11 protein-coding genes and 1 pseudogene are annotated in these 13,891 nt (G+C 65.1%); 10 read left to right on the top strand and 2 right to left on the bottom strand.

Going from position 1 to position 13,891, the window contains the following annotated elements:
- The first annotated feature begins 10 nt into the window (after positions 1-10).
- Complete coding sequence (locus ROZ37_RS14905; RefSeq protein ID WP_312660438.1) at positions 11-2,215, top strand: bifunctional (p)ppGpp synthetase/guanosine-3',5'-bis(diphosphate) 3'-pyrophosphohydrolase; 2,205 nt, start codon at positions 11-13, stop codon at positions 2,213-2,215.
- Positions 2,216-2,381: 166 nt separating this feature from the next.
- Here ROZ37_RS14905 and ppk1 read toward each other — a convergent pair whose 3' ends face one another.
- Positions 2,382-4,466, bottom strand: a complete 2,085-nt coding sequence (gene ppk1, locus ROZ37_RS14900; protein WP_312660437.1) for a polyphosphate kinase 1 — start codon at positions 4,464-4,466, stop codon at positions 2,382-2,384.
- Positions 4,467-4,662: 196 nt separating this feature from the next.
- Here ppk1 and ppx point away from each other — a divergent pair, with 196 nt between their 5' ends.
- From ppx to ROZ37_RS14860, 8 genes are all read left to right on the top strand, one after another.
- Positions 4,663-6,165, top strand: coding sequence for an exopolyphosphatase (gene ppx / locus ROZ37_RS14895; RefSeq protein WP_312660436.1), 1,503 nt, complete (start codon positions 4,663-4,665; stop codon positions 6,163-6,165).
- Positions 6,162-7,286, top strand: a complete 1,125-nt coding sequence (locus tag ROZ37_RS14890) for an ABC transporter permease (RefSeq protein ID WP_312660434.1) — start codon at positions 6,162-6,164, stop codon at positions 7,284-7,286. Before ppx ends, ROZ37_RS14890 begins: the two co-directional genes overlap by 4 nt.
- A complete protein-coding gene (locus tag ROZ37_RS14885) occupies positions 7,283-8,062 on the top strand; it encodes an ATP-binding cassette domain-containing protein (protein ID WP_312660432.1) in 780 nt (259 codons plus the stop codon). Before ROZ37_RS14890 ends, ROZ37_RS14885 begins: the two co-directional genes overlap by 4 nt.
- Complete coding sequence (locus ROZ37_RS14880; RefSeq protein ID WP_312660430.1) at positions 8,062-9,003, top strand: MlaD family protein; 942 nt, start codon at positions 8,062-8,064, stop codon at positions 9,001-9,003. Before ROZ37_RS14885 ends, ROZ37_RS14880 begins: the two co-directional genes overlap by 1 nt.
- A gap of 157 nt (positions 9,004-9,160) precedes the next feature.
- Positions 9,161-9,652 carry an ABC-type transport auxiliary lipoprotein family protein gene (locus ROZ37_RS14875; protein WP_312660429.1) on the top strand — a complete coding sequence of 164 codons (492 nt, stop codon included), beginning with the start codon at positions 9,161-9,163 and terminating at the stop codon, positions 9,650-9,652.
- A gap of 58 nt (positions 9,653-9,710) precedes the next feature.
- Entirely contained in the window at positions 9,711-11,363 is a 1,653-nt protein-coding gene (locus ROZ37_RS14870; RefSeq protein ID WP_312660427.1) for an acyl-CoA synthetase, read from the top strand.
- Between the two features lie 15 nt (positions 11,364-11,378).
- A complete protein-coding gene (locus ROZ37_RS14865; protein ID WP_312660425.1) occupies positions 11,379-12,179 on the top strand; it encodes an enoyl-CoA hydratase in 801 nt (266 codons plus the stop codon).
- Positions 12,180-12,204: 25 nt separating this feature from the next.
- Entirely contained in the window at positions 12,205-12,969 is a 765-nt protein-coding gene (locus tag ROZ37_RS14860) for a TatD family hydrolase (protein WP_312660424.1), read from the top strand.
- Here ROZ37_RS14860 and ROZ37_RS14855 read toward each other — a convergent pair.
- Complete coding sequence (locus tag ROZ37_RS14855) at positions 12,966-13,586, bottom strand: TetR/AcrR family transcriptional regulator (protein ID WP_312660422.1); 621 nt, start codon at positions 13,584-13,586, stop codon at positions 12,966-12,968. The genes ROZ37_RS14860 and ROZ37_RS14855 overlap by 4 nt on opposite strands.
- 166 nt (positions 13,587-13,752) lie before the next feature.
- Here ROZ37_RS14855 and ROZ37_RS14850 point away from each other — a divergent pair.
- Positions 13,753-13,891, top strand: a pseudogene (locus ROZ37_RS14850) (electron transfer flavoprotein subunit beta/FixA family protein); the annotation flags it as partial.

The raw sequence follows: 13,891 nt of genomic DNA, 5'->3' as shown, positions 1-13,891 counted from the left end.
AATCGCCGCCATGGTTTCCGTCACACATGCGATTTCCCAGGATGCCGTCGCGGCGCCGATTGAGCTCCTTGCAGAAGGTCTGCAGGACGACGAGTGCGCGATGGTGCAGCGAGCCCTCGAACTTGCCGAGGGCATCTACGAGACCCACGTGCTCGGCAGCGGCGAATCCGTCTGGACGCACGCGCTCGGGATGGCGCTGATCGCCGCATCGCTGCGGCTCGATGCGGAAACGAGGGTCGCGGCGCTGCTGTTCGCGATCGGCGATTACGTCGAGGACCCCGTCGGGATGATCGGCGAGCGTTTCGGCGACGCGGTCGCGCGACTCGTCGAGGGCCTGCGCAAGCTCAACGGCCTGCGGCTGTTGTCGCGGATGACGGCGACCGCGAGCGCGCCCGAGATCCGGGCGCAGACCGAAGTGCTGCGCAAGATGCTTCTCGCGATGGTCGAGGATATCCGCGTCGTGCTGTTGCGGCTCGCGTCGCGGACGCAGACGCTGCGCTATTTCACCGAGAACAAGAGCGAGGCGCGGATCGACATCGCACGCGAAAGCCTCGACATCTACGCCCCGCTCGCGAACCGCCTCGGCGTCTGGCAGTTGAAGTGGGAGCTCGAGGATCGGGCGTTTCGCTTCATCGAGCCGGAGACCTACAAGCGCATCGCAAAGATGCTCGACGAGCGCCGGGTCGAGCGCGAGAACTTCATCCAGGCGGCGATCGATCGCCTGAAAGGGGAGATCGCCGAGGTCGGCATCAAGGCCGAAGTCTATGGCCGGCCGAAGCACATCTACAGCATCTACAACAAGATGCGCGCGAAGCGCCTCGATTTCTCGCAGGTGTACGACATTCGCGCGCTGCGGGTGCTGGTCGATAATGTGCGCGATTGCTACACGGTTCTCGGCATCGTCAATCAGATCTGGCAGCCGATCGGCCAGGAGTTCGACGACTACATCAGCAACCCGAAGGGCAACAACTACCAGTCGCTGCACACGGCGGTGCTCGCCGGTGACGGTCGAGCGCTCGAAGTCCAGATCCGCACGCACGACATGCACAAGCATGCCGAACTGGGCGTCGCGGCGCACTGGCGGTACAAGGAAGGAAAGGGCCACGGCGGCGATTACGACGAGAAGATCGCGCTTCTGCGCAGCCTCCTGTCATGGCGCGACGAGGTCGCGGACTCGGCGGACTGGGTCGAGAAGTTCAGGCGGGCGTCGCTCGACGACGCGATTTATGTCGTGACGCCGCAGGGCAAGGTCGTGGATCTGCCGCGCGGCGCTACGCCGATCGACTTCGCGTACCGGCTGCACACCGATCTCGGGCATCGCTGTCGCGGCGCGAAAGTCGACGGCCATCTGGTCCCGCTCAACACGCCGCTCGAGAACGGTCAGACGGTCGAGATCACTGCGGCGAAGGAGGGCGGTCCGTCGCGCGACTGGCTCAAGCCGCAGCAGGCTTACGTCGCGACGAGCCGCGCGCGCACGAAGATCAAGCAGTATTTCAGCCAGCTCGAAGAGGAAGAACTCCTGTCACGCGGGCGGAGCGTCGTCACGCGGGAGCTCCAGCGCGAGGGGCACGCACAGGCCAACATCGACGAGGTCGCCGGCAAGCTCGGTTTCAAGAACGCGGAATCTATGTTCCTCGCGGCCGGTCGCGGCGAGCTCGGTCCGCGCGCGGTGCAGTTGGCGCTGCGCGATGCGCACGCGGAAGAGGCGCCGACGGCGACCGAGCCGGAGATCGTCGTCGGTCGCAGCCGGGCCGGGGATTCGAGCGACAAGGTGCTGATCGTCGGCGTCGGAAAGTTGCTCACCTCGCTGGGCCGCTGCTGCAAACCCGCGCCGCCGGATGCAATCGAGGGTTTCGTCACCCGCGGGCGCGGAATTTCGATCCATCGCGTCGACTGCCTCGACTTCCAGCGTCTTGCCGCCGAGCATCCCGAGCGGGTGATGGAGGCGGAGTGGGGCGAGCAGGCGTACAACAACCGCAATTCCGTATTCCCCGTCGATATCGCAGTTCAGGCGGTCGACCGGCAAGGCTTGCTGAGGGACATCTCGGAAGTGCTGTCGCGCGAGAAGCTCAACGTGATCGCGGTCAATACGCTGACGAAGAAAGGCGTCGCGTTCATGAAGTTCACGATGGAGGTCGGCAGCGTCGCGCAGATCCAGCGCGCCGTCACGCTGATCCGCGAAGTGCGCGACGTGATCGACGCGAAGCGCAAGTAGTCCGCGCGTTCCCCGTTGCCCGCGTACGGTTGGGCGAATGGTCCTGTGGTGATTGGCCCGGCGGAATGACGTCGCCGCCGCGCGAAGGCGGCCGCTCACCGCTTTCGCGCTGCATACAGCGCCGATGATGGATCGACTGCTCGACGGTTACGGGCTTGCGAGCGGTTCAGTGCACTTCACCGGCGAGCTCGCCGAGCAGGATCGTTTGCGCGGCGCGACGCAGCCCGCGCGGCGTCTTGCGGCGATAGCGACCGTCCTCGAGCATCTCCCACGCCTGGCAGTTGTCGTTGAGATACGCCCGCAGGCCTTCGCGGACGACCCGACGCTTGAGCCGCGGGTCGAGGATCGGAAACGCGATTTCGATGCGACGGAAGAAGTTGCGGTCCATCCAGTCCGCACTCGAAAGATACACGTGGTCCGCGCCGTCGGCGTGGAAGTGGAAGATGCGGTGGTGTTCGAGGAAGCGCCCGATGACCGAGCGGACGCGGATGTTCTCCGACAGCCCCTCGACGCCGGGCCGCAGGGCGCAGGGACCGCGGATGATCAGGTCGATTTCCACGCCGGCCTGCGAGGCGGTATAGAGCGCCTCGATCGTTTCGGGCTCGAGGAGCGCGTTCATCTTCGCGATGATCCTGCCCTTGCGCCCGGCACGTGCGATCTCCGCTTCGTTGTTGATCCCCGCAATGACGTTCGCGTGCAACGCGAAGGGCGCCTGCCACAGATGTTTCAGCGTGCTCGCCTTGCCGAGCCCGGTGAGCTGCTTGAAGACCTCGGCGACGTCGGCGCCGATTTCCTCGTTGCACGTCAGCAGCCCGAAGTCGGTGTAGAAACGGGTGGTGCGCGGATGGTAATTGCCGGTGCCCAGGTGCACGTAGCGGCGCAGCCCGCCCGGTTCGCGCCGAACCACGCTCAGCAGCTTCGCGTGCGTCTTGTAGCCGAAAACGCCGTAGACGACATGCGCGCCGACTTCCTCGAGGCGGTTGGCCCAGCTGATGTTCGCCTCCTCGTCGAAGCGCGCCATCAGTTCGAGCACGACAGTGACTTCCTTGCCTTTCTGCGCCGCGCGGGCCAAGTGTTCCATCAGCACCGAGTCGGTCCCGGTGCGATAGACCGTCATCTTGATCGCGAGCACGTCCGGATCGTCCGCCGCCGCGCGGAGCAGGTCGATCACCGGCGTGAAACTCTGGAACGGGTGGTGCAGCAGCACGTCCTGACGACGGATCGTCTCGAAGATCTCGCTGCTCTTCTCGAGCGCTTTCGGCAGGCCGGGAAGGAAGGGCCGGTAATTCAGGTCCGGGCGGACCACCCAGTCCGGCACCTGCATCAGCCGCACGAGGTTGACTATGCCGGGCGTACGGTAGAGGTCCTTCGGGCTCAGCCGGAAATGCTGAAGCAGGAAGTTCGCCATCTTCTCGGAGCAATTGTCGGCGACTTCGAGCCGGACGCCATCGCCGAAATGGCGCTGCTGCAGTTCGCCCTTCAACGACGCGCGCAAGTCCTTGACCTCTTCCTCGTCGACGAAGAGATCCGAGTTGCGCGTGACGCGGAACTGGTAGCAGCCATGGACGTTCATCCCGGAGAACAGCTCGCCGACGTGCGCGTGCAGCACCGACGACAGGAACACGAACGTGTATTCGTGGTCGCAGATTTCTTCCGGCAGGCGAATCACCCGCGGGAGCGCGCGCGGTGCCTGCACGATCGCAGCGCCCGAGTCGCGGCCGAACGCGTCGAGCCCTTCGAGTTGGACCGCGAAGTTCAGGCTCTTGTTGAGGACGCGCGGAAACGGATGCGCCGGGTCGAGTCCGATCGGCGTCAGCACCGGCATCACCTCGCGCAGGAAATAGTCCTTGACCCACGCGCGCTGCACGTCGCTCCACAATCCGCGGCGCAGGAAAACGATGCCTTCGGCTTCGAGCGCCGGCAGGATGTCGTCGTTGAGCAACGCATACTGCTCCGCGATGAGCTCGTGAACCTCGCTGCTCACGCGGTCGAGCAGCTGGGTCGGCGTCAGGCCGTCGATGCCCGTATTGCGGCCCCCCAGCCGGATCTGTTCCTTGATGCCGGAGACACGGATTTCGAAAAACTCGTCTAGGTTGCTCGAGACGATGCAGAGAAAGCGCAGCCGGTCGAGAAGCGGAACGGTGTCGTCCGCGGCTTGCGCCAGAACACGACGCTGGAATTGCAGCAGCGACAGTTCCCGGTTGATGAAATGTTCGGTTGGAAAGCGGGGAGTGATCGGGAACCTGTCCATTTGTTTGCGTCCGGGCGCAACATTTGCCTGCGCTGATTATGTGTCATTTGCTTTAAGGATTCATGACAGAAGCGACTTCGGCGAGTTCCCCTCCGAGGTTTTCGCGGTGATTCGGGTTTGGCGTGATGCCGACGCGGGCGGTTAGAATGCGCGCGACCCCAGACTCAGGATCGCCGCCCGACCCTTCCCGCCCACGATGATGCAAGAACTGATAGCTGCGATCGACCTCGGTTCCAACAGTTTCCGGCTTCAGGTGGGACGGATCGTGAACGACCAGATCTACCCGCTCGACGGTCTCAAGGAATCCGTCCGCCTTGCCGCCGGCCTGTCGCCGGGCAAGTTGCTCGACGCCGCCTCCCAGCAGCGGGGTCTCGTCGCGCTGCAGCGCTTCAACGAGCGCTTGCGCGGCTTCGCGCCGGAGGCGGTCCGCGCGGTCGCGACGAACACCCTGCGCGTCGCGAAGAATTCGCCGGCTTTTCTGGTCAAGGCGGAGGCCGCGCTCGGCGTGCCGATCGAGGTCATCGCCGGGCGCGAAGAGGCGCGGCTGATCTACGTCGGCGTCGCGCACACGCTGCCCAATCCGCACCGTCAGCAGCTGGTCGTGGACATCGGCGGCGGTTCGACCGAGTTCATCATCGGCAAGAGCTTCGAGCCGCTTCAGCTCGGATCGCTGTACATGGGCTGCGTGCACTACAGCCTCGAGTACTTTCCGCAGGGGCGTATCGACAAGCACTGCCTGCGCGAGGCCGAAATGGCGGCTCGGGGCGAACTGCAGACGATTGCGCATGCGTACCGGGAGACCGGGTGGGAGGACGCGGTCGGATCGAGCGGGTCGGCCAAGGCGCTGGCGGAAATTCTCGAGCAGAACGGTTTTTCCGACAGCGGTATCACGCGCGAAGGCCTCGAGCGACTGCGCGCCGCGCTGCTGCGTGCCGGAAGCCTGGACCGCCTGCAACTCGCCGGCCTCAGGAGCGACCGCCTGCCGGTGCTGCTCGGCGGCTTCTCGATCATGTCGGCCGTGTTCCAGGAGTTCGGCCTCGAGCGCATGGTTTTTTCGGAGGGCGCGTTGCGCCTGGGCGTGCTGTACGACCTGCTCGGACGCTACCACCATCACGACTTGCGCGACGCGACGGTTGCGTCGTTCGTGAGTCGCTACGGCATCGACCGGAAACAGGCCGAAGAGGTCGGTGCCACGGCGTGCTTCCTGCTGTCCCGCCTGCTCCCTGAAACGAAGGATCCCGAACATCCCGATCGCCGCTTCCTGCAGTGGGCCGCGATGCTCCACGAAATCGGAATATCGGTCGCCCATTCGAGCTACCACAAGCACAGCGCATACATTCTCGCGAACGCCGACATGCCCGGCTTTTCGCGGATGGACCAGGGGCGCCTCGCGCGCGTCGTGCTCGCGCATCGCGGCAAGCTCGAGCGCGTCGGGGCCATCGACCCGGACAGCCGGGACTGGCTGTTGATCGTCTGCCTGCGGCTCGCGGCCCTCATCCACCGCGCACGCGACGGGCGCGGAATCCCGCCTATCGACATCGAACGCAACGGACGCGATTTCGTCGTCGGCGTCGCGGACGGCTGGCTCCAGAAGCTGCCGCTGACCGCGGCCTCGATCGAGGAAGAGCAGCGTCAGTGGCAATCGGTGGGACGGAAACTCTTGCTGCGCACGAAGCCGGTTTTGCTCGAAGCGGAATGACCGGCGATCCGAGGGTCATCGCGTCATCGGCTGCGCGGCCCGGAGCCGCTCCGGTCGTCCGCGTCGAGGGCGACTGGACCCTCCGCTCGCTGGCGTCGCGGGCAGCGGAAATCCGGAAGGAACTCGCGCTCGCGGGCGGCGACGCGGACTGGCAACTCGCCGTGTCGCGACTCGACAGCTTTGGCGCGACCTTGCTCTGGCACGCCTGGGGCGAGCGCTGGCCGCGCGAGCTCGAAGCCGACGATGCGCTGAAGGCGACGATCGAACGCGTCGCCGACGCCGCGGCCGTGCCGCTTCCCGAGCCGCGATCCTATACGCTGATCGACGCCGTGGTCGCGCTCGGTCGCGTCCAGCTCGGTCTGTTCGATCACGTCGTCGGTCTCGTCCGCCTTCTCGGCCAACTCGTCCTCGACTTCGTCTATCTGATCCGCCATCCGCGCGACTGGCCGCTGTTCGAGATTTCGGCCAACGTGTTCAAGGTCGGCGCGAAGGCGACGCCGGTAGCGGCGCTCGTCGGCTTTCTGATCGGCGTCGTGCTGTCCTACCTGTCCGCGCTGCAGCTGCGCGCCTTCGGCGCCGACATCTACATCGTCAATATCCTCGGGCTCGGCATCGTCCGCGAACTCGGGCCGGTGCTCGTGTCGGTACTGGTCGCGGGCCGCTCCGGGTCGGCGATGACGGCGCAACTCGGCGTCATGCGGGTGACCGAGGAACTCGACGCGCTGACGGCGATGGGCATCTCCCGCACGCGACGCCTCGTGCTGCCGAAAGTCGTCGCGCTGACGCTCGCGATGCCGCTCCTGGTGCTGTGGACGTCGGGCGTCGCGCTGCTCGGCGGGATGGTGTCGGCCTGGATGCAGCTCGATCTCAGCTTCGGCTTCTTCCTCGACACGCTGCCGCGCGTCGTGCCGATCGCGAACCTCTACATCGCGCTCGCGAAGGGCGCTGCGTTCGGCTTGCTGATCGCGCTGGTCGCGTGTCATTTCGGGCTGCGCGTGCGGCCGAACACCGAGAGCCTGTCGGCGAACACCACCGCGTCGGTGGTCTCGGCGATCACGGCGGTGATCCTCGTCGATGCGGTCTTCGCGATCGCCACGCGCTCCATCGGGGTGCCGGGATGAGCGACGAGCCGGTCATCGAAATGCGGGGAATCGTGACGCGCTTCGGGAATTCCGTCGTCCATGACGGGGTCGACCTGACGGTCGCACGCGGCGAAGTCGTTGCGCTCGTCGGCGGGTCCGGCAGTGGCAAGACGACCTTGCTGCGACACGTGATCGGGCTCACCCGGCCCGCTGAAGGTACCGTCTCCCTGTTCGGCGAACCACTTTTCGCCGGCAGCGCACGTGAACAGCGGGCCCGGCGGCAGCGCTTTGGCGTCCTGTTCCAGCACGGCGCGCTCTTCTCGGCACTGACGGTGGCGGAGAACATCGGTTTTCCGTTGCGTGAATTGCGGGTCGTCACGGCTCGCGAGGTCCGCGACCTCGTCGCGCTGAAGCTCGCGATGGTGGAGCTCGAACCGTCGACCGCACTGCTGATGCCGTCGCAGTTGTCGGGCGGGATGATCAAGCGGGTTGCGCTTGCGCGCGCGCTCGCACTCGAACCGGAACTGCTGCTGCTCGACGAGCCGACCGCGGGGCTAGACCCGGACCGTAGCGAGGCATTTGTCGGCTTGATCCGCTCGCTACGCGATCGGCTCGGGCTGACCGTGGTGCTGGTCACGCACGATATCGACACGCTCGCGTCGCTCGCGTCGAAAGTCGCGGTCCTCGCGGAGCGCCGCATTCTGAGCTACGCCTCGCTGGAGGAGACGATGGAACTCGATCATCCGTTCGTCGCGCGCTTTTTTCATGGCGAACATGGGCGCCGGGCGCTGGCGCGCAGAGGGGAGAAGGGCTGATGGAAAATCGCTCGCACGCACTCGCCGCGGGGTTGTTCGCGCTGGTCCTCGGGACCGCGCTCGTTTTCGCGCTGTGGTGGTTCTCGGACGGGCGCGCGGCAGTCAGGCAATACGTGCTCGAATCGCGGGGCAGCGTCACCGGCCTGAACGTCGAAGGCGACGTCCGTTTTCGTGGCATCTCGGCGGGGAAGGTCACAAAGATCGGCATCGACCCGGAGGATCCGTTGAAGATCCTCGTCTCGATCGAGATACGGGAAGATTTGCCTGTGACGCGCGGAACGCGGGCTAGGCTCGGGTACCAGGGTGTGACGGGGATCGCCTACGTGCAGCTCGACGACCGCGGAGACGACCGGACGCCGCTCGTCGCGGAGGGGCTTGGGCCGCCGCGATTGACGCTCGACCCGGGGCTGCTCGACCAACTGACCGACAGCACGCTCGACGCTGCCGAGCGCATCAAGTTCGTTGCGGACCGGCTCGCGCAATTTTTCAACGACGAGAATCTGGGGCGGGTCGAGACCACGCTCGAGCGCCTGGAATCGGCGTCGGTCGGCATCGATCGCACGTTTGCCGATGCGCCCGCGACCCTCGCGACGATCCGGGCTGCGCTGAGCCGGGAAAATCTGCAGCGTCTGTCGGCGACGCTTGCCAACCTCGAGCAGGCGAGCGGCGAAGTGACGCCGGCAGTGACGGAAATGCGGACGCTGATGGTTCGTCTGCAGGCGATGGCCGGTAACCTCGATGCCGCTGCGGCGGCAACCGGCGAGGGGCTCATCGACAACACGCTGCCGCAGCTCAACGGCCTGCTGAAAGAGCTGACCGGAACGTCGCAGCGGCTCAACCGGCTGATCGAGGAAGTACAGTCGTCGCCGCAGATGTTGCTGATCGGGCGTATGCAACCGCCTCCCGGCCCGGGGGAGGCGGGGTTCGATCCGAACAAGTGAACGCAAAGGGGTGTCAATGATGTCGGTGACGAGACGGCAGAAGTGGGCTGCGATCCTGGTACTTGGCCTGGCTGTCGCTGGATGCGGGAACCTCGGTGTTCCGGCCGCCCGATTCGCCTTTTTCGACCTTGGCATCGCGACACCTGTCGATCCGCCATTGCCGCTTGCGCTGTCACGGGTCGAGGTGCGGGCGCCGACGTGGCTGTCCTCCGGTGCGATGCAGTACCGCATCGAATACCGTCAGCCTGCCGAGCGCGAAGCGTATTCGGAGACGCGCTGGGTCGCCGAGCCTGCCGAGATGCTCCGTCTTGCGCTCGATCGCGCGCTCGTGTCGAACAGCGGCCCCGACGGCAAATGTCGCCTGCGAGTCGAGCTCGACGAGTTCGTGCAGGAATTCGAGACCGTCCGGGACAGCCATGCGATAATCATCGCCCGTCCCTCGCTGATCGCTCCTCGAAGCGACGATGTGATCGCGCAGCGCACGCTCGTGATCCGTGAGCAGGCGCCGACTCCCGACGCCGCAGGCGGGGTGATCGCGCACCGGCGTGCGGCAGCGCGCCTGGCCAACGAGGTCGCGGGCTGGATCACGGGCCTCGATTCGGCGGGGCGACAAGGATCGGGCTCTCTCGAACGCTGCGGGCGTAAGTAGCCGGCGTTCCGTCCAACTTGAATCACTGATTTGAATCACTGATGACAGCGGAGTTGAAATGACTGAGAAGAAAGCATCGCCGTACGAGATCGGGCTGGACAAAAACGAGGCCAACTATGTGCCCCTCACGCCCCTCACGTTCATCGAGCGAAGCGCCTACGTTTACCCCAACCGCACCGCAGTCATCCATGGCAAGCGCCGCTACACTTGGCTCGAAAGCTACACGCGCGCACGACGGCTGGCCTCCGCGCTGAAGCAGCTCGGCGTCGGCAAGAACGATACCGTCGCCGTCGTCCTCAACAACACGCCGGAACTTTTCGAGTGCCATTTCGGGGTGCCGGCGACCGGCGCCGTGCTGAATACGCTCAACACCCGCCTCGACCCCGAAGCCGTCGCGTTCATGCTCAATCACGGCGACGCGAAGGTGCTGATCACCGACCGCGAGTTCGCCCGCGTGATGAGCAAGGCGATCGAACTCGCGAACCGTCCGGACATGGTCGTCATCGACGTCGACGACACCGAATACAGCGGGCCGGGTGATCGTCTCGGCGCCATGGATTACGAGGCATTCCTCGAAACCGGAAGTCCGGATTTCGTGTTCGAGCGGCCCGCCGACGAGTGGGACGCGATCTCGCTGAATTACACGTCGGGCACGACCGGAAACCCGAAGGGCGTCGTCTATCACCATCGCGGCGCCTACCTCAACGCGATGAGCAACATCGTCAGCTGGGGCATGCCGCCGCATTCGGTCTACCTGTGGACGCTGCCGATGTTCCATTGCAACGGGTGGTGCTTCGCTTGGACGATGGCGGCGAACGCGGGCATCAACGTGTGCCTGCGCCGTGTCGACCCGCGCCTGATCTTCGATGCGATCCGCGAGCACGGCGTCACCCACTACTGCGGCGCCCCGATCGTGCATTCGATGCTCGCGAACGCGCCGGAAGCCTGGCGCGAGGGAATCAACCACAAAGTCTACGGCCTGGTCGCTGCCGCGCCGCCGCCGGCCGCGGTCATCGAAGGCATGGCGAAGATCGGCATCGATCTGACCCACGTCTACGGTCTGACCGAAACCTATGGCCCCGCGTCGGTGTGCGCGAAGCACGACGAATGGAAGAATCTGCCGCTCGCCGAGCAGGTCGCGCTCAACGGTCGTCAAGGTGTGCGCTACCACGCGCAGGAAGGCATCACCGTCCTCGATCCCGAGACGATGGAGCCGGTGCCTTGGGACAACCAGACGATGGGCGAGATCATGTTCCGCGGCAACCTCGTCATGAAGGGTTACCTCAAGAACCTCGACGCAACCGAGGAGTCGTTCCGCGGTGGCTGGTATCACACCGGCGACCTCGCGGTGATGCAGGAGGACGGCTACGTCAAGATCAAGGACCGCTCGAAGGACGTGATCATCTCCGGCGGCGAGAACATCTCGTCGATCGAAGTCGAGGACGCGCTGTACAAGCACCCCGCGGTGATGGCCGCGGCGGTGGTCGCGTCGCCCGATCCGAAATGGGGCGAGGTGCCGGCCGCCTTCGTGGAACTCCGTGACGGCGCAAGCGTGACCGAGGCGGAGCTGATCGCCCACTGCAAGGAACACCTGGCCGGCTTCAAGGCGCCGAAGAAGGTCATCTTCGGACCGCTGCCGAAGACGTCGACCGGGAAGATCCAGAAATTCGTGCTGCGGGAACAGGCCAAGTCGACCGCATCGTTTGAGTGAACAAGGGAGAGCAGAATGAGTGCAATGCTTCAAGGCGACAACGAACGCATGCTCGTGCGCCGCGATGAAGGGGGTGTCGCGCATCTCACGCTGAATCGCCCTGCGCAATTCAATTCGCTGTCGCAGGCAATGCTCGAGACGCTGATCGTCGAATTGGATGCGATCGCGCAGGACGCGAGCGTGCGCGTCGTCGTTCTCGGCGGCGAAGGCAAGGCTTTCTGCGCCGGTCACGATCTGAAGGAAATGCGCGGGAACCACACTTTCGAGTTCCAGCAGGCGCTTTTCCGACTGTGCAGCAAGTTCATGATGAAGCTCGTCGAACTGCCGCAGCCGGTGATTGCGCGGATCCATGGCATCGCGACCGCCGCCGGGTGTCAGCTCGCGTCGATGTGCGACCTCGCGGTTGCGGCCGACGTCGCGCGCTTCGCGGTTTCGGGCATCAACGTCGGTCTTTTTTGCGCGACGCCGAGCGTCGGCCTGTCGCGCAACGTCGGGCGCAAGCAGGCCTTCGAGATGCTCGTCACCGGCGAGTTCATCGACGCGCACGAAGCGCAACGCCGGGGGCTGGTCAATCGCGTCGTGCCCCTGGAGCAGCTCGACGACGAGATCGCAAAGCTGACCGCGTCGATCTGCGCCAAGTCGCCGGTCGCGATCCGCATGGGCAAGCAGATGTTCTATCGCCAGCTCGAGATGGGCATGGACGCTGCATACCAGACCGCCGCCGAGACGATGGCCTGCAACATGATGACCGAGGATGCCGCCGAAGGCATCGACGCGTTCATCGGCAAGCGCAAACCGGAGTGGCGCGGCCGGTAAGCGTGTCGATCCGACAGGTGTTCCGATGCTTGTCGACACCCACATCCATGTGGATGCCGCGGAGTTCGAGCGCGACCGCGAGGTAGTGCTCGGCGCCGCGAGAGCGGCTGGTGTCGAGCGCTTCGTCGTCCCGTCGGTGGACATCGGGAACTTCGATCGCGTCGCCGTGCTCGCGGCGACGCACCCGGACATCCGTCCCGCGTACGGCATTCATCCGCTCTATGTCGAGCGCGCCGCGGAGAGCGATCTCGAGATCCTTGCCGACCGGCTCGCGAACGACGGCGCGCTCGCCGTCGGCGAGATCGGGCTGGATTTTCACGCCCACCATCCCGACGCCCGACTGCAGGAACGGTTCTACATCGCGCAGCTGAAACTCGCGCAACGCTTCGCTTTGCCCGTAATTCTCCACGTACGCGGTGCGGTCGATGCGATTCTCAAGCAGTTGCGACGCGTCGACGTGCCGGGGGGAATCGCGCACGCGTTCAACGGCAGCCGACAGCAGGCGGACATGCTTATCGGAATGGGCTTCAAGCTGGGTTTCGGCGGGACGATGACGTTCGACGGCTCGCGGCGGATCCGCGAGCTTGCTGCGAGGCTGCCGCTGGATGCGCTCGTGCTCGAAACCGATGCACCCGACATCCCTCCCGTGTGGGCGCGGGGTGAGCGGAACGAGCCGGTGAATCTTCGCCGCTACGCCGAGATCCTCGCCGACCTGCGCCGAATGAGCGCAGCCGACGTGATCGCCGCAACCGGCGAGAATGCCAGGTGCGTGTTCGGAGACGCGCTCTAGCGACCGGTGCCAGCGTTGCGCACGCTCTGATCCTTCATGTTGGTCGACAACGCGATGAGGTCGGCGATGTCCCGCTTGAGGCGGGCGACATCGCTGTCGAACTTGTCGTAGATCATCAGCGAAATCCCGAACACGTAGGCATAGAGAAGCATGCAGCGGCTCGACGCCTCGTCCATCGGAACGCCGCAGGCGAGGAACAGTTCGCGTGCACAGCGCAGGCGCATTTCGTCGACCTCCGCGACGATCGCGGCGGCATCGGGATCGCGTCGCGCCCAGTCGCGCACCGCCAGTTCGATCATCGCTCCGCGCCGGCTGCGGCTCGCGCTATACACGTCGATCACGTGATATATCTGCTCCAGCTCGCGCCCCGACTGCGCCCGGGTCTGCTTCACGATGTCGCGGATCCGGCCGTCTCGCCACGTCTGCAGGACCGCCATCAAGAGGTCGCGCCGGTCCTGGAAGTGCCAGTAAAAGCTGCCCTTCGTGACCTTCAGACGCTTCGCTAGTACTTCGACCCGCAGGCCGGCGATGCCGTCGTCCGCGAGCACGTCCGTTGCAGCGAGGACCCATGCGTCGCGGTCTAGTTGAACCCGGGGTTTGATCGACATGTTTTCCATACGGGATAGTATTGACGAAGGCTGGACCATACGGTACCGTATGCGGCCCATACCGATGCGTATGGAACGATTTTTTGGGCTGGAGGTCAAGGTGTCAATCGATTTCGTGCGGTGACATAATCCCCCGATCAAAAAACCTTTGACCAAACAAACAAGGAGCGCGGCTTTGAAGATCCTCGTACCCGTGAAACGCGTGGTCGATTACAACGTGAAGGTGCGCGTCAAGAGTGACGGCAGCGGCGTGGATATCGCCAATGTGAAGATGTCGATGAACCCGTTCGACGAGATCGCCGTGGAAGAGGCGG

The sequence above is a fragment of the Aromatoleum sp. genome (genome assembly GCF_032027225.1).
Lineage (GTDB): Bacteria > Pseudomonadota > Gammaproteobacteria > Burkholderiales > Rhodocyclaceae > Aromatoleum.
The sequence above is the reverse complement of the archived record's forward strand: the minus strand, read 5'-3'. Positions and strand labels throughout refer to the sequence as shown.